Source organism: Ohtaekwangia kribbensis, assembly GCF_042676245.1.
Taxonomy (GTDB): Bacteria; Bacteroidota; Bacteroidia; order Cytophagales; family Cyclobacteriaceae; genus Ohtaekwangia; species Ohtaekwangia kribbensis.
This window is the reverse complement of the sequence record NZ_JBHTKA010000001.1, coordinates 1,724,557-1,749,410: the sequence shown is the minus strand read 5'-3', so window position 1 is coordinate 1,749,410 and position 24,854 is coordinate 1,724,557. Positions and strand designations below refer to the sequence as shown.

Below are 24,854 nucleotides of genomic sequence, written 5' to 3'. Positions count from 1 at the left end.
AGGAGCCAGCGGTCTTTCTTCCTTTCTCGCAGCTCACAGCTAATTCACCACGGCATCAAACGCGCTGTTCAAAATCTTGCCGTTGCGTTTCATCTGGATCCAGATGCGATAGTTGCCGGGTGAGGGGAAGGCATACGGAAATTTTACGACTGAATGTTCTGCGTGTAGACTATCAGTTGTGTGAGTCATGGATGACATCAGGATCTTGTTGCGTTCTCCTTCTGTCATGGCATCTAGATCGGATACGAGTCGGTCAACGCTGTCCATGAAGATTTGTGGTGGCAGAATTTCTCCCCATTGCACCGGGCCTGTCTCTTGTTCAAAACGTGTCAGCATGGTTTGTTGTGATGCCATGGAATAATTACCAACCGGGTGTAAATGTATATAGGTGCTGCCGTCATCTTTCATCACAACCGCGTGTCCCATCATACCCAGGTAAGGTTCCAGTTTGGCAGGTTCACCTTTCTCATCCTGTATCGCAAATGTTAATTCATATAGTTTACCGGATACGAAAGTTTCGTTTCGTGCATGCTCCCATATAGCGGATGCTCCGTCTGCCAGTATTGTTTTTACTCCCGGTTTTCCACACACAAGAATGTTGTCGTTTACAGCTATATTTTCGGATGCTGGTGTAATAGCATTTGTAGTGAAGTAAGTATCATCTCTGTTAAAGAAAGATGAATCCACGGAAGTGAGTATAGCCGGAGTTTTACTTTCGATCTCAAGGGTATCCGGTATAGTTTCTGCGAAACCGGTAAGACGTGTAATATCAGCAAACACCAGGTATTTACCGGCAGGCAATGCTGGTAGTGGTGTGATATAGGTTACAGAATCTTTTCGTTGTGGATGGAGATGAGCGAACACATCCATGCTGCCGGCACGTACCAGGAACATGTGCATCAGTTTGCCATGATCGGGAATGACATACGACAGTCTGCGTGTATACACCAGGTTGTGAAGTCTTGTCTTATCGATCCGGAACTCCAGTACGGTTTTATTTGGCTGTTGTGTGATAGTAGATGTAGCCTGAAGCGGTTTATAGGTAAAGCGTTTATAGCGATCAGACCAGTTGTTCCACCACGACTTTCCTCCCCAGAGTATAAGTATTAACAATACGGCACTGATTCCTGCTCCGATCCAGCGCTTGCGTATGATTTTTGAACTTATACTTTCAGATGGCTTTACGAGGCCATCGCTTACGCTGGCGCTGATGATGGTGATCATTAATCCCACCAGCAGAATACAGAGCGCTAATAAAATCCATCCTAAAGATGCAGGCATTTCCTTTTGCGCAGTTGAGACAGCCATTACCGGAACAATTACTTTTCCATTACCGCTGTCGCCATTTACTTCGAGTTCAATGCCCGATGTTCCGGCACTCATCAGCCATACAATTCCACGAAAGTGTCCGGGTTCACCAGGTACAGGTAGAATTTCATCAGCAGTAGGTGTGCCTTCATCGCCTGCAAACCAGTATACCGGTTTGGCTCCTATAGCATGTATACCGGAAGCTTTGGTATATATATCGATTGTAGCCGTTCCGGGAATTACATCCGGAGGCGTGATCAATACCATTACGGCATAAGCACCGGCTTTACCTTCAAACGTTACTCCTGGACTTCCAATGTGCGCATCGGAAAAAACGGATATACCGATCGCAAGGATGAAAAGAAAAATCTTTTTCATAAGAGAATCGTTAGCGCATAATTTTTTTCATCCAATGTCCCCACGACAAACCAACGCGGGCCGAGACTATAGCAATTACCAGTGCAATGGCTATACCTTTTACAAGATTGATACCGGACGAAACCATCCAGTCGCCAAACTCATAGCGATACGCCCAGTTTGGATCAGTGCCGAAATACCATTTTGAAGTTCCGAAGAACCAGTGTCCGTGAGAGGCCATCAGTACATTGGCGAACGGCCATTGTACAATGAGAAATATAACCAGGAAGCTACAGCCATATACCATGGCGCGAAGCCAGCGATTTTGTTTTTCGAAACGATGCGTAATCATATCGATCATTATTGATGGTATAATGATGAGCAACGGAAACTCAAACGGCTGAAAAGTTGTCACCGGATTCAACACCGGTCCTAAGCGTGGTGTTGCCGGAAATAGCGGCAAGATCCAGTTCATCACCATCAGGAATATAGTATATACTAGTGCAGCTTGTGTAGCGCCCCATTTTGATCGTGAAGAAACGGAGAAGGCTGTCAGAAATAACGGAAAGAGTAAAGATGCTACCTGGTAAAACAGTACACCATGCATGTCGTGTCTCGACAGGTATTCAGATGCGACCGTAAAGATCATGATCAGCACAAATCCGCCTGACAAAGCGAAAAGTATAGTAAAGCCTCTGTTACCGAGATGATCATGCAGTATATGTTCGGCATTCAGGTTTTGATAGGCCAGTACACTAATGATGGCACCAAACTGAATGGTGATCATACCCAGCAGCAATACCGTGTGTGGAGGTGAAAGAATTGTTACATCGAGACCGTACGTATTGTGCCACCAGTCATCGAAAGGAGCGGAGGTTAGCATCGCTATCGCTCCCCATACGCAAAACAGATTGCCGAGCGATCCATAAAATATACCCCAGAACTTGATCGCTTTTCTCCGTTCAAAAGGAGATCCCGCAAAGGTTAATTTCAGGATGCGATAGCCTGAAAATATGCCGGCTGTTACACCGCCTATATATATAGCGAGGTGAGGCGCTGAGAACAAACCATCGCGGCCAATACTCATGTGCCACGATATATCCCAGATCAAACCAATAATAATACTCAGTGAAGAAAGCACTGTAGCATACAGGTAGAAGGGAACCGATGTTTTGGTTGCGGCCGCAGAAGTTTCAGGGGCTGCTGGCGATTGAAGGGTAATAGTATTCATAGTAACGATCTTGAAAATGAATATACGGTAAATATAGACGGATCGGATTGTAAATTCTATCCGGATAAAGAACTAATCCGGTTACTTAAAAACGGATGATAAAGGTAGTGCCTTTATCTACTTCGCTTTCTGCGGCTACGGTGCCGCCCATGGCTTCTGCCTGTGTTTTGGTTAAGAACAACCCTACACCACGCGCTTCCTTGTTATCGTGAAATGTTTTATGCAGACCAAATAGTTTTTCTCCGAAGCGCTCCATGTCTATGCCGAGACCATTATCGCCTACACGTAATTCTGTTTTGTTATTAACAACATGAGAGGAAATGTGAAGCTGTAATTGTCGTGCCGGTGAACGATACTTGATGGCATTGGACAGTAGATTCTGAAGTATACTTTCCAGGTATGTTTTCGGATAAACTATTTTAGGCGCTTCGTTGAAATCATAGGTAACGCTGGCGGCACATTGAATGAGCTCACCCTCGAGTGACTGAATTACCTTATCCAGTATATCTTTAAAGCGTATCTCTACTTTCTCAATCTCGGTGTCATTTTTTACTTTCAGTGTCTCCATGAGTTCGTTCATGGTTTCACCGAGGTTGTTGGCAACGTTCTTTATCTTTTCAAAAATGATACGGTAATCTTCAACGGAACTGTCGTGGTTGACGAAGTTGATCAGCGCTTTTATATTCCCGACAGGGGAACGAAGGTTGTGCGAAATGATGTGTGCGAACTCATCAAGCTGCCGGTTCTGTTCCTGCAGGTGCAAGGCCAGTGTCTCCAGGTTTTGCTTGGAGAGTAATAATTCTTCTTCCGACTTTTTACGTTCGGTAATGTCGATAGCAGAAGCGTAGATCGAAGTATTCTTGACATCAACCCCCGATCCCCATAATAACCATCGGTACGAACCATCGCTGCAACGATAGCGATTTTCGAAAGTCGACAGATTATTTCCCTGCAGTATATATTCGAATGCATCCTTCGTTGCCGCTATATCATCCGGATGTATAAAATCCAGGAAGTGTTTTGAACGCAATGCTTCTTCTGTCCAGCCCAGTAAATGACTCCACGCAGGGTTCAGCTTCTGGAAGTATCCGTCAAATGAAAGTATAGCACTCAGGTTTACAGCGTTGTTGAACAGTCGGTAATTTTCTTCTGCTACCTTTTGCAGTTCTATTTCAGCGTTCTTCTGTGTCGTTACATCAATAATAACGCCTTCAATCAGTAAGAGTTTATCGTCATCGTAAATGCCGGCACCTACTTCTTTGATCCATCGTATGTCTCCGTCCCGATGGAAGATCCGGTATTCAAGCTGGAAGTTTTTCCGTTGGGCCAGTGCCTCTTCAACCGTCTTGAAAATATAGTCTGCATCTTCAGGATGATACAGCATGGTGAAATTTACTTCGCCACCAATGAATTCTTCCGCTATATATCCGGTGATCTGGTTTACCTTTTCATTCAGATAAACCATGGAATAAATTTCGTCATTACGGCACAGGTATATAGCACCTGGCATATTTTCGGCCATGAGCCTGAATTTCTTTTCACTCTCGCGCAACAGAAATTCAGTTTGCTTTTGTGCGGTTATATCACGAACCAATATTATTACCCGCTCGTGGTTGATGAACGAAATTTTTGCCGCACTCCAGCGGTTGCCGCTATCAATATAGTACTCTATATATTGCGATATCTTCGTGTGAAATACCCTGGTTATATTCTCGCTATAAAGGGTAGCGAGCGGCTCCGGCAGTACTTCCTTCAACGGAAGCCCCAGGTAATTTTCCTTACTCTTCATCAGCAGTAAGTCATGCCGCTTGGTCCACAGGTTGGTAAATACACCGTAACGATCAACCTCGAAAACTATATCATCGATTGAATGAAGCAGTGCCTGCAGGTGTGTTTCTGACGACCGGATTTTCTCTTCGATATTTTTCTGCTCGGTTATATCCGTAGCTATACCGGCATACCCGATCAACCGATCTTTCTCATCATGTAAACATGAAATAGAAAGCATTACCGGAAAGCGATTGCCGCTTTTGCTGATATAGGTCCACTCGTATCGGTCAGTTGTTTTGCGTGCGCGTGCTTTGGCTACAAAAACATCAAAGCCTGGTATTACGGTATCGTTGAGTTCTTCCGAAAGTTCTTTGGCGCGTAATACAACCTCATCCGGATCATGGAAGAGTATAGGAGTTTGTTTGCCGATCATATCTTCGGCCTTGAACCCGAGCAACTGTTCAGCTGCTACATTGAAGCTTGTGATGATACCTTCAGGATTGGTAGAAATAATGGCAAGGTCGGTCGCGTTTATGATTGCCTCCTGCAGACGATAGGCATCGGCAAGGGCATTCAGAAACTTATCTTCTTGAATATATTTGTGAGAAAGCGGTGAATTCTCCATCGAAGGTATGGGCTCGACTACGAATTTACTGCATTTCGGGGAGCTATCAGTATAAACTCATAAAAATAAACTCAGGAGAATCCGCGCTGCCGCTTGGCTTCGAAAATAACCACGGCAGCCGCGGTGGAAACGTTCATGGAGTCAATTTTACCCTGCATCGGGATGATGATATTTGCATCCGAATGCTTCACCCACACATCCGATAGTCCGGTGGCCTCCGTGCCCATAACAATGGCACTTGGACGGGTAAAATCAGTCAGGTGATATTGCTTCGATGCCTGCAGGTAGGTGCAGTAAATCGTAATGTTATTTTTTTTCAGCCACTGGATTGTCTCATCCGAAGTTGCCGATGCAAGTTGGTTGGTAAACACACACCCTACACTGGAACGTATAACGTTTGGATTGTAGAAGTCAGTTTGCGGGTCGCAGATGATCACGGCATCAACACCTGCGGCATCGGCCGTGCGTAACAATGCTCCCAAGTTCCCCGGTTTTTCAACGGCTTCTACAATGAGCAGCAATGGATTTTTACTTAGCGTCAGTTGGTCGAGTCGATGCGTTTTTTGTTCCGCTACCGCGATGAGTCCACCAGTGCCTTCGCGTACGGCTATCTTTTCAAACACTTCGCGTGATACTGGTATAAGTTGCTGATCTGACTTGGCGAATGCCTTTACTTCTTGCAGACTGATGATGTCTTCACAGAAAAAAAGATTGCCGATTTTATAGCCGGCTTCCAGCGCCAGACCAATTTCCTTTTTGCCCTCGATAGTAAAGAGACACTGCTTTCTTCGCTCGCGAGGTTTTTCAAGCGCAATCAGATTCTTGACTTTCGGATTTTGTGTACTGGTGATCAGGAAATGCATAACGGCAAAGCTAATACGGCAAGGGTAAAGCTGAAAGCACCCGGTTGAAAGCTTCTGTTTTTTGCAAAGCATGCTTTTCACTTTCTGCATTAAACTTAAAAAGCTTTAGTTTTACGGCTTTATGAAACTATTGCATCCTTCTTCCTGGAAAGACTACGAGTTGATTGACTCCGGTGATTGTGAAAAACTGGAACGTTTTGGAAAATATACTTTGATTCGTCCGGAGCCACAGGCCATCTGGAGTAAATCGTTGAGCGACCAGGAATGGAAGAAAGTTGCCGATGCTAAATTTGTTCGAGAACAAAAGGACAAGTTTCGATTTTCAGATGATGTAAAGGGCGGATGGTCGCGCAACCAGGGCATGCCCGAAACCTGGAACGTGCAATATCAATACAATGATTTAAACCTCACCTTACGACTGGCCCTTACAAGTTTCGGACACGTGGGTATTTTCCCGGAGCAGGGTAGTAACTGGAATTTTATTTACGATACAGTTTCGGGCTGGAGTATAAATAAACCCCGCGTACTAAATCTTTTCGCTTATACCGGGGCAGCCTCGGTAGTAGCGCGTTCGGCAGGAGCAGAAGTGATACATTGTGATGCTTCGCGTCCTGGTATAAATTGGGCAAACCAGAATATGCAATTGAATAACTTGAATGATATCCGCTGGGTATACGAAGATGCATTCAAGTTTGTGAGACGCGAAGTAAAGCGAGGCAATACCTACAACGGTATCATTATGGACCCGCCACCGTATGGCCGTGGTCCGGAAGGAGAGAAGTGGACACTGCAGGAACAGTTGAACGAACTGATCGAGATGAGCAGTAAATTACTCGAAAGGAAAAATTACTTCTTTATACTCAGCATGTACGCTGTGGGCCTGTCGCCAATCGTTGGACTAAATGTTGCGAAGACTCATTTCGATATTACAGATGCCGAGTACGGTGAGTTCTTCCTGAAATCCAAACAAGGTAAAGATTTGCCGATGGGGACGTTTCTGCGATTTAGAAAATAAATTGATTCCCGCAGAGGGCGCAGATTTACACAGCTAAAGACAGAAAATATATAGTATATATTCCGCGTATATTTGCGCAAATCTGCGGGCTGAAAATTGCATTTAGTCTAAGCCGATCATCATAAAAGCCCCCCAATATATAGGCTCCGGGTAATCGGTGCGAAGTTCTTTTTTTGCATCGATAAAGCTCTGACGCAGGTTGCCCGTGTTAAGCCACTTCTGGTAAAATTTCAGCATGAGTTGCTGGGTTGCTTCGTCATCCACTTTGAACATACTCATGATCAAAACTTTTGCTCCTGCTACGAGGAAAGCACGTTGCAAACCATATACACCTTCACCGGCTTCAAGATCACCAAGTCCTGTTTCGCAGGCGCTTAATACAACCAGGTCTGTTTTATCCAGGTTGAGACTCATCGCTTCGTAAGCCGTGAGTATACCGTTCTCCATATTGAAGTTATAGCTTGTCTTATCCATCAGGTCTCCGGCACCTTTCAGTAAAAGACCAGTACGCATTAACGGGTTCTGCGCCATCACCGCTTCATTGCCTTCTATTTGCTGCTCCAGTGTAACCTGCGCAGTAGGTCTGTAGAAACCATGAGTAGCAATGTGGAATATCTTTGGATTACTCATCTCTTTGATCTTTTCTTCCGAAGCGAGATTTTCTACGTACTCGGCCGTTAACCATCCTTTTTGCTTCAGCATGAATTGCACTTGTGTTACTTCTTTTTCCGTTCCCGGAAGCGGTGCTATAAGCTGATCGGTGGAAGCCGTGAGGTAAAATTTAGGATTGCCAAACATCGTTGCTGTGTTCTCCGATGTAGTAGCTCTTGATTTTATATTGCGCAGGTAAAGATCTTTGGTATTGCTTACCAGTACAATGTTGGAGTTGTCGATTACATAGCGGCCATCCGGTGTAGGTATAGCTTCCAGGTTTATCTGGTTATAGACACCGTCTGCGGATAGATATACCGTTGCAACCTGTCCGATTTCATTCACGATGGGTTGCCAGAATATATTGTATGAGTATGTATCAGGAATTTTTCCGGTAATGGCATTGCGATAGAATTTGAAATATCGGTTCTCCATCTTCTTACCGTCTTTCAGAATAATAACTTTCGGTTTGGAAAACTCTTTCTTGATATATAGCGCTGCGTAAATTACCGAATCGGTGAGCGTATGATTGAAATAACGGTAACGCACCATTTCAATAGCAACGTCATTTGGCTTTAATACTTTTTTCACGTCATCATACGTGATGCGCTTGTTATCGAATGATTGTCCGAAGAGTTCAGATTTCTGACTGAGCTCTTTTTCCAAACGCTCAACCTCCTGTTGCAAAGCAGATGGATCAATCTGACTTTCCAACAACTGTGCAGGACTCAATGATAATGCCAGGGTAAGTTGTTCTTTCTTCTGTATCCAGGTATTGTACTGCGATTTCAGTTGTTCATCCGTACTGTTCAGAATGCGCTCACGGATTTTGATCGAAGAGCTAAGCAACAATGCCTTCGTGAGTAATTGATAGTTATATACTTTACCTGTTAAGTCGCGGAAGTCTTCGAGGTTACTAAAAGCAAGCGTGTTATAAAACTCAAAGTCGCCTTTGATAGTATTCCAGTATTTAGCTTTTTCACGTTCACTCAAAGCCGGGAAGAAGTCTTTAATGAAGCCTTCGTAGTTGTTGAGTGCTTCTTCAACAAGTTTCTTCGAGCGCTTATAGTCTTTCTGCATGTAGTATACCTTGCTGAGCTTCGATAGTACTTTTACATACTCCGGATGTGACGCGCTGAAGAATTGTTCGTACAAGTCTTTGGACTTTGTATAAAACTCTTCTGCCTTTTTGTAGTTTTTCTGCTGGTAGTATACATCTCCCGTCAATGTATAAATACTGGCCGTGTTGATGTTGTTCTTTTTGCCAGTCTTAGTGCGCCAGATATTTTCGGCTACCGTGAGCGAGTTGAACGCTATATCGAATTTCTTTTCAGAGATATAGAGTACAGCAACGTTTTTTAATATTTCGGCATACTGCGGATTGTCTTTACCAAGTTTACTCGCCATAATATCGCGCGACTCGATCATCAGTTTTTCAACTTCCTTGCGGTTGTCACCTTTGTAGAATTTGATCAGCGCCAGCTGTGAAATTGATTTGGCTACTTCGATGTGATTGCGACCAAATTGTTTCTCCTGGCTGGTAATTGCTTTTATCACATTGTCCTGTGCCTTTTCATAATCCCCAAGGGTATAGTATATATCGCTGAGTAATTTTTGAGTCGGAGCTGTTTTGGTAGAAGTTTCTCCATACGTTTTTACAGCGATCTGGTTGGCACGTTGCGCAGTTCGCTCGGCTTCTGTATAATCACCTTTTGCCAGAAGAATTCTTCCTTTGTTTACCAGGGGTTCTATCAGACGAAGCGAGTTCTTGCCATACAGTTTTTCGTACTCCGGTATCTGCGTATTCAGCATATTATCGGCTTCGTAAAAATCTCCGAGCTGAATAAAGAGCGCAGTGAGTTCTTCGGCTGTGGCAAGCTCGTTTCCGAATTCTACATTGGCTTTCGAGATGAGACGATTGGAACGATCGAGGTTCGCTTCGGCTTCATCGAACATCCCTTTTATACCATAGAGTTTAGCTTGTGTATCGATAGCGTGAACATAATCTGCTATACGCGAATCATCTTTGCGATATTCTTCCAGGATCTTCAATGCCTTGGCGATATCCGCTTCAGCTTTTTCATATTTACCGATCTTTAGCGCCAGACCAGCAATGCGATCAAGCTCTTTGCCATACTCCGGATCTTCGTTGCTATATTTTAACACGGCTTTATCAGAAGCATCGTTCAATGTTTTTAAGGCGAGATCATATTGATCGGTCAGTTCATACCACGTTGCAATGTGGTTGAGTATATTCAACAGATCTTTGTGTTGTTCGCCAATCTGTTTTTCAACCACTCCAAAATAGCTTTCCTTATATATTTTGCCGGCTTCATCAATTTTGTTAGTGTAATCGAGATAGAAGTCGGCAAGGTATATTTTGGAAAGGTGGTACTCCGGAGAATTTTCGCCATAGAGTTCTTTCTTGATTTCGGTCAGTTGATTGAGATATGCTTCGGCAGCCGCATAACGTTTTTCACGAAGCGATACATCATACAAGAATGCAACGGTACGAGCAGATGTAATATAGTTCTTAGGTAATTTCTTCAATACTTCCAAAGCATCGGCTTCCAGGTTACGCGTTTTATCGCGACTCAGTTTCGAGTTGAATTCAACTGCTTTTTCGTTTTCGCGATGGATACTGGTCTTCGGAAAAGATTTGTCAAGCACCTTCTCATATTCGAGTTTGGTGTTTACATAGCGCGCACGATTTTCGCGGTTCAGTAATACTTCCAGGTAGTCGAGGTATATATCATGGGCGAGTGAATTGGTAGGATTGATTTTCTTTTTCAGATCACTCAGAATGTTGTCGAAGTCAAGTTCATTCTCATGTCGCGTGCCGTTTTCTTCCAAAGCCTTGGCAAATATATAGCGCGCCTCTACTTCCGCGAGACTGGTCTCTCCGAGAAAACGTGATTTACCTTTCAGCCACGAACGAACTGTGGAGTAAGCGTTGTCTGCAGTCTCGGTGTCACCACCGATAATGGAGATACGACCTTTCTTCGTATAGGCTTTCAAACGAAGATTTAGCAATCGTGCGTAATCACCATAGCGCTGTGGAATTTCTTCAATCGGTACACGTTGTGTTTTGATGGAAGTACCATCAACGATCGATTCTTTTTCAATCGCACGCGAAGCAAAGTATTTTTCTGCTGTTTCGAGTATATCCAGTGCATCGTTACAGAAACCTTGTCCAATCATTGCATCGGCTTCTGCCAGAGCAATCTTGCCATTGAGTGCATCGGTCATCTGGTTTGTTTTGGTAAGCAGATCCTTGGCTTTATCAAGGTACTCGCGACTGAGGCGATAGTTACCATAGTCATTATATATTTCAGCTACATCAACCAATGTACTGGCATAACTGCCGCTGTTATCACCATACATCGCCTGGCTGCTGCTCAGGGCATTGGTTAGCGTATTTTCAAATCCGCTGAATACACCCAAAGCCATGTTGATACGTGCTTCACGCAGGTATAGGCCCGGCATATAGGCATTCTGTTGTCCCATTTTAGACGTGACAGATTTCTTTAATTTTTGCAGCGAACTGTTTGCTTTCGAGAGATTGCCACCAGCGAAATAAGAGTCAATTTTCTGAAGCGACTTATCAATTTTTTTGTTTTGGCTGAATACAGGGGTAACTCCGATGGCAATAATCAATGCCAGCACCACGGGCCAGGTTTTCTTCATAACTACAGACGTTTATCCAATTGGACTTCTAAGCTACTAAATTCGGTTGGATTTTCAGGGTCACATAAGTATGCGAGATAAAAAGCTGCCGTATACCTGAAAAAAATAATGTTTATGCACTCCTGTTGCAGCCCCTTTGTGCACAAATTGGATCGGTTTTTAAAGCGTTAGTATTATGCACGATCATAATCATGATCACGATCATCACGACCATAGCCATAGCCACGGTCATCACCACCATCACCACGGTGGCAATATACGCGTGGCATTCTGGCTTAATACGTGCTTTGCTTTGCTGGAATTGATCGGTGGTTTTTATACCAATTCCGTAGCCATTCTTTCGGATGCATTGCACGATCTGGGGGATAGCCTTTCATTGGGTACAGCGTGGTACTTTGAACGCAAATCGAAGCAGAAACGCGATGCTATATATACTTACGGCTATCAGCGGTTTTCGCTTCTGGGTGCCTTCATCAATTCAATTGTATTGATCGTTGGTTCGGTGTTGATTTTAAAGGAGGCGTTCGCGCGACTCTTTAATCCGGAGCAACCGGATACAACGGGCATGCTCATTTTCGCGATCGTAGGTATAGTCGTTAACGGTGCAGCTATGCTACGCCTGAAGAAAGGCGAATCCATTAACGAAAAAGTTATATCGCTTCATTTTCTTGAAGATGTATTAGGCTGGGCTGCCGTGTTGATAGGAAGCATCATCATGAAATTTGTGGATGCCCCGATCATCGATCCGTTACTCTCCCTGATTATAGCTATTATTATCCTGGTGAATGTATACAAGAATATGCGGGGAGCATTTCAAATCATTTTGCAGGGAGTTCCTGTGGCTGTATCGGAAGAGAGGGTGCGGGAAATGTTCAGTAAATTTGGCGAGATAGAAGATACACACGATCTCCACATCTGGACCATGGATGGCAGCTATAATATTCTGACTACACATGCCGTACTGAAGCAACCACTCGAAGCAGAAGCACTGGAGTTATTGAAATCGAAGATTAAAAGCGAGCTTAAAAAGATTAGCGTTCATCACGTTACGATTGAATTTGAAAATAAAGGAATGGCTTGCGAGCATGAGTCCCATTAGCTGCAACGGATATGAGCTACTGGTGAATTCGTTAATTGTCAGGTGAAAGACAAACATGAATAAACCAAAATCAAGGTGTTGGCGTTTGTCGTATATAGCAGAAAATAATGAACGGTATGCACAGAGTTATTTTGATCGTGCTGGTAGCCTTCCAGCTTTATTCCTGCACAGGAAACAGTCAGCCGACTGAAAAACAAAAAAGCGCTAAAGCAAAGATTGTATCGGATACAGGTAAGGTGATCAATCGGTCCGAAGCGGAGTGGAAAGCTGTATTGACTCCGGAACAGTATTATATACTTCGCGAAAAGGGAACCGATCGTCCGTTTACAGGCAAGTATTATTTACACAAAGAAAAAGGAATGTATACCTGTGCCGCCTGCGGCAACGAACTCTTCACTTCCGACATGAAGTTTGAATCCGAGTGTGGCTGGCCAAGCTTTGACAAAGAGATTGCCGGTGACAAAATCAAGAAAGTAGTAGACCGTTCTCACGGTATGGTTCGCACCGAAATACTTTGTGCCCGCTGCGGCTCCCACTTAGGACACTTATTCGATGACGGCCCAACGTTAACAGGACAACGCTACTGCGTGAACTCCACTTCGATCGATTTTAAGAAAGAAGGAAAGGAAGAGAAGCCAGAAGCCAGAAGCAAGCAGTAGGGGGACGTGCCTACGTGTGTAGGTGTGCACGTGTTTACGTGTTTAAGTGTGTTGGTTTTTAGGTGTATAAGTTATTAGCCGGAGGAAACCTAAATACATTCACACTTAAACACGTGCATACGTAAACACTTAAACACGTAATCTGCCGTTGAAAGTAATTTATTTAGACTAAAGCAACGCATAGGGTATATTAAGCTACAACCCCTGATGTATGCGCATTTTATTCATTGTTATTTTTTTGCTGGCATTTCAGGTTCAGGCTCAGCAATATGATTTACTGTTGATCAATGGGAAGATTGTAGATGGTACCGGTAACCCGTGGTACTATGGTGATGTTGCTGTTAAAGATGGTAAGATCGCGGCTATCGGAAAGATTGCAGCAACAGAGGCGCTGAAGGTTGTCGATGTAAAAGGTCTCATCGTTGCTCCCGGGTTTATTGATGTGCATACGCATATAGAAGGTAACGATCTGAAAATACCTACAGCCGGTAATTTTATTCATGATGGCGTTACCTCCGTTGTTACCGGTAATTGTGGTTCTTCCAATACAGATATAGCGCGATACTTTTACAGACTTGATAGCGTAAAGATGTCTGTAAATATAGCGACACTCGTTGGTCATAACAGTGTGCGCAGAGCGGTGATGGGAGAGGGTCAGCGTGATCCTACTGCGGAAGAACAAAAACAAATGGAAGATCTTGTAGAAGAGGCAATGATGCAGGGAGCTGTCGGACTTTCTACCGGGCTAATCTATGTGCCGGGTACATATTCCAAAACTCCGGAAGTGATTGGTTTGGCCCAGGCAGCTTCACGACATCAGGGTATATATGCATCGCATATTCGTGATGAAGGCGATCATGTTACAGAAGCTATTGAAGAAGCCATCAACATCGGTCGCGTAGCAAGTATACCGGTGGAGATATCGCATTTTAAAGTAACGTATAAACCTAACTGGGGGCGTTCTGTCAGTACACTGGCGCAAGTTGAAAAGGCAAGGCTCGAAGGTATAGATGTAACCATCGATCAATACCCGTATGTAGCGAGCAGTACATCGCTCAATACAACCTTGCCGAGCTGGGTATTTTCGGGTGGTCGCGACTCGGTTTTGTTTCGCCTGCGTGATAAATCGATTCGCAATACGATCAAAGATGAAATGCTGGCTACACTAAAGCGTAAACAGCTTAAGAACTATAGTTACGCGCTGGTAGCTCGCTATGGTGCTGACACTACGTTGAATGGTAAAAGCATTACCGAGATCAATGCTATAAAAGAGCGAAAGAAAAAAGCTGCTGCTGAAGCAGAGACCATATTGGATATGGTTGAGAATGGCGGAGCACAAATGGTTTTCTTTAGTATGAACGAAGATGACCTGAGGCGCATCATGCAATATCCATACAATATGTTTGCGTCTGATGCCGGTATAGCGCGCTATGGATCGGGTGTACCACATCCGAGATCGTATGGTACAAATGCACGGGTATTAGGACAATATGTACGAACGTTGAAAGTAATTCGCCTCGAAGAAGCAATCCGGAGAATGACATCTTTACCCGCACAGAAATTTCAATTGCGTGACAGAGGTTTGATCAGGAAAGGAATGGCGGCAGATATAGTTGTATTTGATGAAGCGCGGGTTGGCGATCAGAGTACATTCAGCAGTCCGCATGCGTACTCGAGTGGTTTTCAGTATATCATCGTCAATGGTGCCATTACTGCGGAGGGAGGGACGCATACGGGTGTACGAAATGGTGTTGTGCTTCGCGGGGCCGGGAGTCGAGATGTGCTTGCAGAGTGAGTATAAATCCAATGGCACTAAGAACATGGAGGAGACGCAAAGGAACCTTTAGATTTGAATCACTATTATAACCTTATATATAGTTATAGTAGTGATTCAAATCTAAAGGTCCTCTGTGCAATGGGATTTTAATTATCGATAAGCTTCTTCAAAACTTCTTTCGCAGCATCTGTAATAACCGTTCCCGGCCCGAAGATGAAAGATACTCCGGACTTATAGAGGAAGTCATAATCCTGCTGTGGTATAACACCTCCTGCTACAACCATAATATCCGGTCTGCCGATTTTCTTTAACGCTTCAATAAGCTCCGGCACCAGCGTCTTATGTCCACCGGCAAGACTCGATGCTCCTACAATGTGTACATCATTTTCGGCAGCCTGCATAGCTACTTCATCCGGAGTCTGAAAGAGCGGCCCTATATCTACATCGAAGCCGAGATCAGCGAAGCTCGTAGCAATTACTTTGGCACCGCGATCGTGACCATCTTGTCCCATCTTGGCCACTAGTATACGCGGCCTGCGTCCATCAAGCTCAGCAAAGCGATCAGAGAGGGCGCGTGCTTCTTCAAATTCTTTCTGACTTTTCATTTCTCCTGAATATACTCCTGAAACAGATCGTATCGTTGCTTTATACCGGCCAAATATAGTCTCCAATGCAGATGATATCTCACCCAGTGTTGCGCGCTTCCGGGCGGCATCAACAGCAAGTTCGAGTAAATTTCCGTTGCCACTTTCTGCACAGCGTGTAAGGGCTTGCAGGGCAGCTTCTACATCGTGGTTGTTGCGTTCAGTGCGCAGCGTTTGCAGGCGTGTAACCTGCTCGTTGCGTACGGCAGTGTTGTCAACTTCCAGTATATCGAGTATAACCTTTTCGTCTGTCTGGTACTTATTCACACCAACAATTGCATCTTTACCCGAATCGATGCGAGCCTGCTTGGCAGCAGCAGCTTGTTCGATGCGCATCTTCGGTATACCGCTTTCAATCGCTTTGGTCATGCCGCCTAACTTTTCAACTTCTTCAATCAGCTCCCACGCTTTTTCAGCAAGCTCTGCGGTGAGACTTTCTATATAATATGAACCACCGGCCGGATCAACCACTTTGGTTACATCGGTTTCTTTCTCAATAAAGAGTTGGGTGTTACGCGCTATGCGTGCAGAGAAATCGGTTGGTAATGCAATCGCTTCATCCAGCGAATTGGTGTGGAGAGATTGTGTGCCACCTAATATAGCGGCAAGCGCTTCTATATAGGTACGCGTTACGTTATTATAGGGATCTTGTTCAGTCAAGCTCCATCCGGAAGTCTGGCAATGCGTACGCAACGCCATCGACTTCGGATTCTTCGGGTTGAATTGTTTTACTACATAGGCCCAGAGTAATCGGCCGGCACGCAGCTTGGCAATCTCCATGCAGAAATTCATACCAATGCCCCAGAAGAAGGAGAGGCGCGGTGCAAAGTCATCGATCGCTATACCCGCTTTTAACCCGGTACGAATATACTCGAGTCCATCCGCGATCGTATAGGCCAGTTCAATGTGCGCAGGTGCTCCCGCTTCGTGCATGTGATAGCCGCTGATACTAATGGAATTGAACTTCGGCATATATTTAGAAGTATACTCAAATATATCGGCTACGATTTTCATGGAAGGAGCAGGCGGGTATATATAGGTATTCCGCACCATGAATTCCTTGAGTATGTCATTCTGAATAGTTCCGCTCAGTAATTGAGGTTTTACTCCCTGCTCTTCGGCCGCTACGATATAAAATGCCATGATGGGAAGAACAGCACCGTTCATCGTCATCGATACAGACATTTTATCCAACGGTATCTGGTCGAATAGAATTTTCATGTCCAGTACCGAGTCAATAGCAACACCGGCTTTCCCTACATCGCCAACAACACGCGCATGGTCAGAATCATAACCGCGGTGCGTAGCTAAGTCAAAAGCAACCGAAAGACCACGTTGTCCGGCTGCTAAATTTCGTCTGTAAAAAGCATTTGATTCTGTAGCAGTCGAGAACCCTGCATACTGGCGGATCGTCCACGGTTTTATAGTATACATGGATGCATACGGTCCGCGGAGATAAGGCGGTATACCCGCTGTATATGACAGATGCGTAACGTTATCTAAATCATTCTTTGTATATGATGGTTTGATCTCAATCTTCTCCGGACTGGTCCAACCTTCGTTGGTTCGCTTCAGGGGTTCTGGTTCTTTACCGAATGGCGATTGGCTGGGTATATGTTTGCTTTGTGCTGTAAATTGTTTCCATGCTTCTTCCGCGAAAGCATGTATCATATCTTCCAATATATAGGCACCGGCAAACGCATCGCTTACTTTGTCCAGATGAGACTCTTCGCGCAGTATAGTGGATACGTTGCGACTCACTCTGCTCATCATCGAATTGTCTTCATCCTCCGGAAGTATAGTCAGTGCATCGCAGCCACCCAGTACAGCACTCATGGCTGCTGATGTTGCTTTGAGCATATTTCCATGCGGCTGAAATTTCTCTTCGGTAAATATCTCGGAGCGCGTATGTATATACAGGTCTGCAGCACCGAATCCTTCTATCGAGTGGATCTGACTTACCCGATGCCATAATAAACGGAGTGTTTTAAGTTTGGCGATCTGCTGCAGGAAATCTTTACCAACCGGTATAAAAAATGCGATCTGATGTATACCTACGGAATTGTGTACACCAGCGCCTTTTAATGTATCCAGCGTTTTTGCACCTTGTAAAAGTAAATGGGTTATTTCTTCTACAGGTGTTGTCTCGGAAACGCTCAGCCCAAAGGGGTGAATTTTTTTTTGCAACGCGAATGCGTTCGAGATAATACTATAATCAACAGGATAATTTTTCCAGTATATCGCTCCTGTTAGTGAATCAGCAGGGTAATTCTTTTGGGAAATATACTCTGCTAATTGTACGGCTTGTTGTTGTGTGTTCAGTATAAATGAAACCGAACAATATGGCCAGTCGATATTCTGCAGCAGTAAATCAAATTGAGTAATTGTATCAGCAGAAACATCAAATACAATTCCATCGGCTCCGTTCGCTAAATGATGCAGCGCTGATGTGTTGGCTGTCGCTACATTGGTTACACGAATGTTGGGAGTATTAAGCCAGTAACGCGGACCGGCAAACAACGTACAAGATGGAGCAAGACTAAATGATTCAACAGGTGTAGTGTCTGAAGTATAGTATGGCTTGAATATCAAACCATTAGGATTGTTCCACGCAAGTGTGCTACTATCTTTGCCTTCGTTTTCCTGTGCGGCAGCGCGTTGCCAGTCTTGAATTGTTGATTTTGGAAAAGTTTCCTGTAATAAATCCCTGAATTTTTTTTCGGCCATATTTAAAGCAATTCAACCCAATTTAGTTTAAGATTTTACCTAGTTCTTGCGATTTAATTTTAATTTTTTGGAAGCAAATATTTTTCTGAAAAATCAAGGACAACCCGACTTGTTTTCTTTACCTCTTTTTTTACATCTTTGTCTCCCTTTCTAAAAAAGGAAACTGAAATCCTAACAAATTCAGAGCTTAAATGGAAGTCAGCAGCGGTACTACAGTATGGAACGATTGTCTTGAAGTTATTCGCGAGAATGTCGGCGAAGAAAACTTCAATACATGGTTCAAGCCAATAGCGCCTCTGCGTGTTGATGGCGATGTTCTCACCATCCAGGTTCCTTCTCAATTTTTCTATGAGTGGCTGGAAGATAATTATGTTCCGGTTCTTAAAAAAGCAATTCATACCGTGCTAGGCCCCACTGGTCGCCTCGAATATTCGGTGGTTGTAGACAGTGGAGATAAACAGACTCCTCCGGTATCGGTAAGTTACCCGGTAAATGGAGCCGGTAACAGACGAAGCGCTGTCAATGGAAGCTTCGGTAATGACGATTATTCTCCTTTTACTTATAAAGCTCTTAACCCGCAGACGGTTAACTCGCGATTAAATACAACCTATACTTTCGATAATTTTGTTGAAGGTGATTGTAATCGCCTGGCACGTTCAGCAGGTTTGGCTGTTGCTAAAAAACCTGGCGTTACTTCTTTCAACCCGCTGATGTTATACGGTGGTGTTGGTGTAGGTAAAACCCACCTGGTGCAGGCGATCGGTAACGAGATCAAGAACAACATGCCAAGCAAGGTTGTGCTTTATATCGATCAGAATGATTTTACTACGCAATTCCTCAATGCACTTCAAAATCATAAAGTGCAGGAGTTTCAGAATTTTTACCTGCAGGTTGATTTATTGATCCTGGATGATGTGCAATTTCTTGCCGGTCGTGAAAAGACACAAGAGATGTTTTTCCATATCTTCAATCAGTTGCATCAATCCGGTAAGCAGATTATCATGACGAGCGATTGCCCGCCTCGTGATATGAAAGGTTTCCAGGAAAGATTGTTGTCGCGCTTCAAATGGGGTTTGACTGCAGATTTACAGGAACCTGATTTTGAAACGAAACTTGCCATCATCAATCGTAAAATGCTGGCTGATGGTATTCAGATACCAACGGAAGTTTCTGAATATTTAGCGTATAGCGTTGATACAAACCTTCGTGATATGGAAGGTGTATTAAACTCGCTGATCTTCCACGCTACATTGTTGAAGAAAGAGATCGATCTTGATCTCGCGAAAGAAGTACTCAAGAATATCATTAAAGAAATACAGTCTGACGTTAGCGTTGATTTTATACAAAAGACTGTTGCCGAATATTTCAAAGTAGATCTCGAAGCCATGAAAGGCAAAGTAAAAAAACGCGAGATCGTAATTCCACGACAGGTAGCCATGTACTTCTGTAAGCGCTATACACAACTTACCCTGGCGCTGATCGGAGAGAACTTCGGAGGTCGTGATCACAGTACCGTAATTCACGCACTCGAGTCCGTAGAAGATATGATGAAAACAGACCCCAACTTCAAAGCATCGGTTGAAGAACTTGGGAAGAAGTTGAAGCTTCGCGTTAGTTAATCGTTATCCGTTAATTGTTATTGGTCAATCGTGTTTGAAATTGACGATTGGCTGGCGTGACGAGACGATATATACTATAGCAACGATTATTTAAATCCATTGCACTAAGAAACACAAAGAAGACATAGCCTTACGCGAAGTAATTATGTGTCTTCTTTGTGTGTTTACCGGTGAAATCTGCGGCATTAAACACGCGTGAGTACTTCTCTCAGCCAGGCTCTGGCAGACTCCTGGTCTTTGAAGTGATTAAGTGCCAATCCTCCTGCTTCTTGCGACAGATCTATATATTCGGTTACATTCATTTCTGTAAATACATTCTCGGGCATTACAAAAGCTATATAGCGCAGTCCTGCTTCATAAGCCTTCGGATTCCAGTACTCAACAATCCATTGCGTGTCCTGCGGCTCAAATACTTCTACAAAGCGCGTATCTACCAACCAGCCGATCTTGCCTGCCTCTGCAATTTTTTCGTGAATCAATTCGAGACCGCGTTCCATAAACGTTCTAAATTCAGGTGATGTCATAAAGCCAGAGCCTTCAGAAAGAATGCAAGGGACTGACGGATCAAAATCAAACGTTCTGTTCTCAACAGCATGTAAACGGATTAACTTGTTACGCTCCATATAAAATGATTTATAAAACGCAGCAAGTATAGGACTATAATGTAGAGTATAGCAGCGACATCGGTAGACAAAAACAGGGACTTAACAATCCGCTACCATAGTATGTAAAATCGTCTCTGTGGAAGCTATGTTCTAACTGATACTAACGATTAACGGATAACGCCTCACTTCCCCTCGATCCAAAGCCGGAACTCAGGCGCAGTCTCTTTACTCACGAAAATCTCCTCTTTCATCTCCGGTTGTAGAAAAACTCTGATCTTCCCGTTATCGGGTTTAAAACGTTCAATAGACTTCATGTTTGCGATGAACTTGCGATTGAGTCGGAAGAAATTTTTAGGATCGATATCCGCTTCAAGCTCTGCCAGATTTTTATCGAGTATCAACTGGCGACCACTAAAATCTTTAACAAATACAATTTTGTGCTCGGTATAGAAGTAGGCGATATCGCAGAGATCAAGCGCTACATACTCGGTTCCTTTCTTGGCAACAATACGGTTACGCGCAGGTGCCTGTGCCTGTTCAATGAGTTTTAACAGATTGCCTTGAAGAAAATGCGAGCGCAGTGTTTTTACTTTCTCCAGCGAACGTTTCAGTTTCTCTTCGGTAATTGGCTTCAGTAAATAATCAATTGAGTTGAACTCAAAACTCTCCAGTAAATATTTGTCATACGCAGTGGTGAAAATTACCGGGAACTTTACAGGATGTTTTCGGAAGATCTCGAACGAGTGATCATCGGAAAGTTGTATATCTACGAAGACGAGATCAGGAGTGGGGTTTGTCATTAACCACTGAATGGAATCTTTAACGCTGCTGAGTTTCGTCAGGATGTTGATAGAACCATCCAGTGAAAGCAGCATGGCTTCAAGCTTGGCTTGTGCAAGAAGTTCGTCTTCAATGATAATGACATTCATAGGGTAAATATATAGGTAAAATTAACGTGCAAGCGGAATGAGTGGAAGTGTAACGTTGAAGGTGCTGTTGTTGTTTTCGGTATATATACCTCTTCCGGTAATGATCCTGAAACGCTCATCCAGGTTTTTCAGTCCGATCTTGGATGAATGCTGTATACTTCGTTTCGGCTGAATTTTATTGCTGATGGTAAGCTGATCGCGATCAATCGAAAGCGAAACCTGCAGCGGAATACGTTCTGAGATTTCGTTGTGTTTAACGGCATTCTCCAGCGCGACAAAGGCAGATATAGGCGGAACCAGGTATTCTTTGGAAGTAGTTCCGTTGAAGTTCTTCTGTATATCCAGCGCCTGTCCGAAACGAAGGCGTAGTAATTCCGCATACTTCTCCATGAAACTGAATTCATCTTCCAGCACCACCAATGTCCGTTCTTTTTGCGCCAATATATACCGGTATATATCTGCCAGGTTTTCGGTGAATAATGTTGCTTTAGCGGGATCAGTGCTGATGAGGTATGATAAACTGTTTAGCGAGTTGAACATGAAGTGCGGGTCGATCTGATTCTTTAGCGCTTCGAGTTCGGCTTCCGCTTTGGCGCGTGAAAGTTCTGCGTTCTTTACCTGCTCACTTTGCTGCTCCTTTACCATGAATACCGTTTCGTATACATGGATTACAAACAAGACACAACTAACATTTACCAGGGCCACAATTAGTATAGTGTCCCAGTTTATAAAATCGAAATCAGCCCATCTATACCATAGGCAAATCCATGCGATGGTAAGGGGCGTTGTGTAAAAGATGTTGTTCATGAAAAGCAGGATGAGCTTTTCGATGGGTTTATCGAACCACGTAAATCGCTTGCGCGTACGAAACATCAGATACCGATTGCCCTGCCAGATCATCGCAGCGAGCGCGATAAAGAATATATAGCCTACCCAGTATTTGTAATCACGATAGGTAAGTGTGCCAAATAGTCCCGTAACGTGAGGTATAACAATTCCGAAGAAAGGAATGCCAATCAACCGTATAGTCTTATCATTCAGTTGCACTTCCTGCATATCCGACTGTTCAGAATGTATATCTTTTCCGGTTGAGTCCATAGTTCTTCCGCTTCAGCAATTCATTTCAGTTTTGTATGTATAAAGTTCACAAATTCATACCATACTTACAGCATAATCACAAAAACAAACTAGCAACGAATACCTAAATCGCGGTAAAAACATAAAATTATAGCAACAGCATTAATATATACCTTAATGCAGCACCCACAACATCAACACCTCAACACACCAGCACACCAACACTTAAACACATACCAACCTAAACACGAAAACACATGGAACTCAACTACTGGGCCATCCTCGCAGCCGCTCTCTCAACCTTCCTCATCGGAGGAGTATGGTATTCACCCGCAGTCTTTGGCAAAGCCTGGATGCGCGAAAACGGATTTACTGAAGAAAGCATGAAGAACGCTAACATGGTGAAGATCTTCGGACTCGCCTTTGTACTCGGACTTATTGCTGCCGTCAATCTTGCCATGTTCATGGGACCGGAAGATAAACCCGAGATGGGTGCGCTCTGGGGTTTTCTCGCAGGCTTCGGATGGGTCGCTACATTTGTCGGTACGCATTATCTCTTTGAACGTAAATCATTCAAGCTGTTTCTGATCAATGCAGGCTATAGCGTAGTGGCTTTAACGGTTATGGGCGTAATTATTGCCGCCTGGAAATAGTATGCGAAGTGTAGAGGCTTCCTGTATCATAAACAAACCTCCGGCTCTTGTGCTTGCTGCATTTACCGAACAGCAACATCTTCACAACTGGTGGCATGTAAGCAAGTCGTTGATCGAATTGCGAAAGGGAGGCCTCTACTCACTCACGTGGCAAGCAGGCGATACAGGTCTTAGCTTTGTGTCTAGCGGTACCGTTGGCGAGTACCTGCCGTCCTGCCAATTGCGCATTGATAACCTCGTATACATCAACCCGGAGCGATCTATACTCGGTCCGATGCAACTGCTGATCATGACAACACCGGAAAAAGGCAAAACGGTGTTGAATATCATTCAGTCAGGATATCAGCACGGCCACGATTGGGACTGGTACTACGAAGCTGTAAAAACTGCCTGGCCAGCGGTTGTGTTGCAGATTCGCGATTATCTGGAAAAGCGCTGACAACCTTCCCGTTACATGGTGGCAAAATGAAAAGCAGGAAGAATAAACTTCTTGTTATATATTTGGTTCGTTAAGTATGAACCAGCAATACCTTTCAGCTTTTGGAGAAGTGCTCCTGTACATCGTAGCAGGCATTGTGTTTATTCTCGTTACGTTCCTGGTTTCAAGATTGGTTCGTCCTGACAGACCTAATCCTGAAAAGCTTTCGACATACGAAAGTGGAGAGGAACCTATTTCTGCTGCGTGGACACAATTCAACATTCGCTTTTATATTGTAGCGCTTATCTTTTTACTGTTTGAAGTAGAGATTGTATTTCTTTTTCCCTGGTCAACCATTTTTGCCAATGAAGAGTTGATTCGTGAAACCAATGGCGCGTGGGGATGGTTTACCTTAACAGAGATGGTAATCTTTATCGTGGTGCTTGCGTTAGGGCTTGCCTATGCATGGGTAAACGGGCATCTTGACTGGATCAAACCTGATCCGAAGCCAACGGAAGTAAAATCCGTTGTGCCGAAGGAATTGTATGACGCCATCAACACCAAGTATAAATCTAAAAACAGCAGTATATAATCTGCGGAAAGGAACCATGAAGGGGCTACTCGATCAGCGATTTGAACAGGGCGGAGTAATTGTAACAAAGCTGGATGACTTGCTTAACTGGGCACGTTTATCTTCGATGTTCCCCATGACGTTTGGTATAGCCTGCTGTGCGATCGAGTTTATGAGTACCGGTACAACGGTATATGATATGGATCGCTTTGGCATGGCACCGCGTTCTTCACCGCGGCAAGCTGATGTGATGATTGTTGCCGGCACGGTAACGTTCAAGATGGCTGACCGTATCAAACGTCTTTACGAACAGATGGCGGAACCTCGCTATGTTATCTCGATGGGATCATGCTCCAACTGTGGAGGTCCATACTGGCAGCATGGTTATCACGTTGTGAAAGGCGTTGATCGCATAGTACCAGTAGATGTATATGTACCGGGTTGTCCGCCAAGACCCGAAGCACTTATTGGCGGCTTTCTGAAGCTTCAGGAAAAAATCCGTAACGAAAGCCTTGCCGCACCAACCGCTATTGAGAGATTGATGGCGAAGGAAACTGTAGTGTAATAGT

At 44.0% G+C, this 24,854-nt stretch carries 18 protein-coding genes and 1 pseudogene; 9 read left to right on the top strand and 10 right to left on the bottom strand.

The features are described 5' to 3' along the window. Positions 1-39: 39 nt before the first annotated feature. The 4 genes from ACFQ21_RS06955 to ACFQ21_RS06940 form a co-directional block, all read right to left on the bottom strand. Positions 40-1,686, bottom strand: a complete 1,647-nt coding sequence (locus ACFQ21_RS06955; protein WP_377576757.1) for a hypothetical protein — start codon at positions 1,684-1,686, stop codon at positions 40-42. A 10-nt stretch (positions 1,687-1,696) separates the two neighbouring features. Beyond that, positions 1,697-2,896: a hypothetical protein gene (locus tag ACFQ21_RS06950; RefSeq protein WP_377576754.1), complete on the bottom strand. Its 1,200-nt coding sequence runs from the start codon at positions 2,894-2,896 to the stop codon at positions 1,697-1,699. Positions 2,897-2,981: 85 nt separating this feature from the next. Beyond that, the gene (locus ACFQ21_RS06945; RefSeq protein WP_377576751.1) at positions 2,982-5,291 is read right to left on the bottom strand and encodes a PAS domain-containing sensor histidine kinase; all 2,310 of its coding nucleotides are present in this window, start codon (positions 5,289-5,291) and stop codon (positions 2,982-2,984) included. 71 nt (positions 5,292-5,362) lie between these two features. Beyond that, on the bottom strand, positions 5,363-6,154 hold the full coding sequence (locus tag ACFQ21_RS06940; protein WP_377576748.1) for a TrmH family RNA methyltransferase: 792 nt from the start codon (positions 6,152-6,154) through the stop codon (positions 5,363-5,365). Between the two features lie 121 nt (positions 6,155-6,275). Between ACFQ21_RS06940 and ACFQ21_RS06935 the strand changes: the two genes are divergently transcribed. Further along, on the top strand, positions 6,276-7,169 hold the full coding sequence (locus ACFQ21_RS06935) for a class I SAM-dependent methyltransferase (RefSeq protein ID WP_377576745.1): 894 nt from the start codon (positions 6,276-6,278) through the stop codon (positions 7,167-7,169). Between the two features lie 102 nt (positions 7,170-7,271). Here the strand turns inward: ACFQ21_RS06935 and ACFQ21_RS06930 are convergent, their stop codons facing one another. Then, complete coding sequence (locus ACFQ21_RS06930) at positions 7,272-11,507, bottom strand: CHAT domain-containing protein (protein ID WP_377576742.1); 4,236 nt, start codon at positions 11,505-11,507, stop codon at positions 7,272-7,274. Positions 11,508-11,682: 175 nt separating this feature from the next. Between ACFQ21_RS06930 and ACFQ21_RS06925 the strand changes: the two genes are divergently transcribed. The 3 genes from ACFQ21_RS06925 (at position 11,683) to ACFQ21_RS06915 (ending at position 15,060) form a co-directional block, all read left to right on the top strand. Beyond that, positions 11,683-12,606 (top strand): cation diffusion facilitator family transporter, encoded by a 924-nt coding sequence (locus tag ACFQ21_RS06925; RefSeq protein ID WP_377576739.1) that lies wholly within the window; start codon positions 11,683-11,685, stop codon positions 12,604-12,606. Positions 12,607-12,722: 116 nt separating this feature from the next. Next, entirely contained in the window at positions 12,723-13,265 is a 543-nt protein-coding gene (gene msrB, locus ACFQ21_RS06920) for a peptide-methionine (R)-S-oxide reductase MsrB (protein ID WP_377576736.1), read from the top strand. A 211-nt stretch (positions 13,266-13,476) separates the two neighbouring features. Continuing rightward, entirely contained in the window at positions 13,477-15,060 is a 1,584-nt protein-coding gene (locus ACFQ21_RS06915; protein WP_377576733.1) for an N-acyl-D-amino-acid deacylase family protein, read from the top strand. A 128-nt stretch (positions 15,061-15,188) separates the two neighbouring features. Here ACFQ21_RS06915 and scpA read toward each other — a convergent pair whose 3' ends face one another. Further along, entirely contained in the window at positions 15,189-17,261 is a 2,073-nt protein-coding gene (gene scpA / locus ACFQ21_RS30535; RefSeq protein ID WP_449290174.1) for a methylmalonyl-CoA mutase, read from the bottom strand. Positions 17,262-17,327: 66 nt separating this feature from the next. Continuing rightward, positions 17,328-18,413 (bottom strand): annotated as a pseudogene (locus tag ACFQ21_RS30530) (methylmalonyl-CoA mutase family protein); the annotation flags it as partial. Positions 18,414-18,604: 191 nt separating this feature from the next. On the opposite strand from ACFQ21_RS30530, the gene dnaA reads away from it, so the two are divergent. Further along, positions 18,605-20,032: a chromosomal replication initiator protein DnaA gene (dnaA, locus tag ACFQ21_RS06905; RefSeq protein WP_377576727.1), complete on the top strand. Its 1,428-nt coding sequence runs from the start codon at positions 18,605-18,607 to the stop codon at positions 20,030-20,032. Positions 20,033-20,217: 185 nt separating this feature from the next. On the opposite strand, the gene ACFQ21_RS06900 is transcribed toward dnaA, so the two are convergent. The 3 genes from ACFQ21_RS06900 to ACFQ21_RS06890 all read right to left on the bottom strand — a co-directional run bounded on the left by ACFQ21_RS06900 (position 20,218) and on the right by ACFQ21_RS06890 (position 22,664). Then, positions 20,218-20,655, bottom strand: a complete 438-nt coding sequence (locus ACFQ21_RS06900) for a hypothetical protein (protein WP_377576724.1) — start codon at positions 20,653-20,655, stop codon at positions 20,218-20,220. 164 nt (positions 20,656-20,819) lie between these two features. Further along, positions 20,820-21,566 carry a LytR/AlgR family response regulator transcription factor gene (locus tag ACFQ21_RS06895; protein ID WP_377576721.1) on the bottom strand — a complete coding sequence of 249 codons (747 nt, stop codon included), beginning with the start codon at positions 21,564-21,566 and terminating at the stop codon, positions 20,820-20,822. Positions 21,567-21,587: 21 nt separating this feature from the next. Then, a complete protein-coding gene (locus ACFQ21_RS06890; protein WP_377576718.1) occupies positions 21,588-22,664 on the bottom strand; it encodes a sensor histidine kinase in 1,077 nt (358 codons plus the stop codon). A gap of 236 nt (positions 22,665-22,900) precedes the next feature. Here ACFQ21_RS06890 and ACFQ21_RS06885 point away from each other — a divergent pair, with 236 nt between their 5' ends. From ACFQ21_RS06885 to ACFQ21_RS06870, 4 genes are all read left to right on the top strand, one after another. Beyond that, on the top strand, positions 22,901-23,296 hold the full coding sequence (locus ACFQ21_RS06885) for a DUF1761 domain-containing protein (protein ID WP_377576715.1): 396 nt from the start codon (positions 22,901-22,903) through the stop codon (positions 23,294-23,296). A gap of 1 nt (position 23,297) precedes the next feature. Further along, a complete protein-coding gene (locus ACFQ21_RS06880) occupies positions 23,298-23,735 on the top strand; it encodes an SRPBCC family protein (RefSeq protein ID WP_377576713.1) in 438 nt (145 codons plus the stop codon). Positions 23,736-23,811: 76 nt separating this feature from the next. Continuing rightward, positions 23,812-24,306: an NADH-quinone oxidoreductase subunit A gene (locus ACFQ21_RS06875; protein WP_377576711.1), complete on the top strand. Its 495-nt coding sequence runs from the start codon at positions 23,812-23,814 to the stop codon at positions 24,304-24,306. Positions 24,307-24,322: 16 nt separating this feature from the next. Then, positions 24,323-24,850, top strand: coding sequence for an NADH-quinone oxidoreductase subunit B (locus ACFQ21_RS06870; RefSeq protein WP_377578281.1), 528 nt, complete (start codon positions 24,323-24,325; stop codon positions 24,848-24,850). Positions 24,851-24,854: the final 4 nt, after the last annotated feature.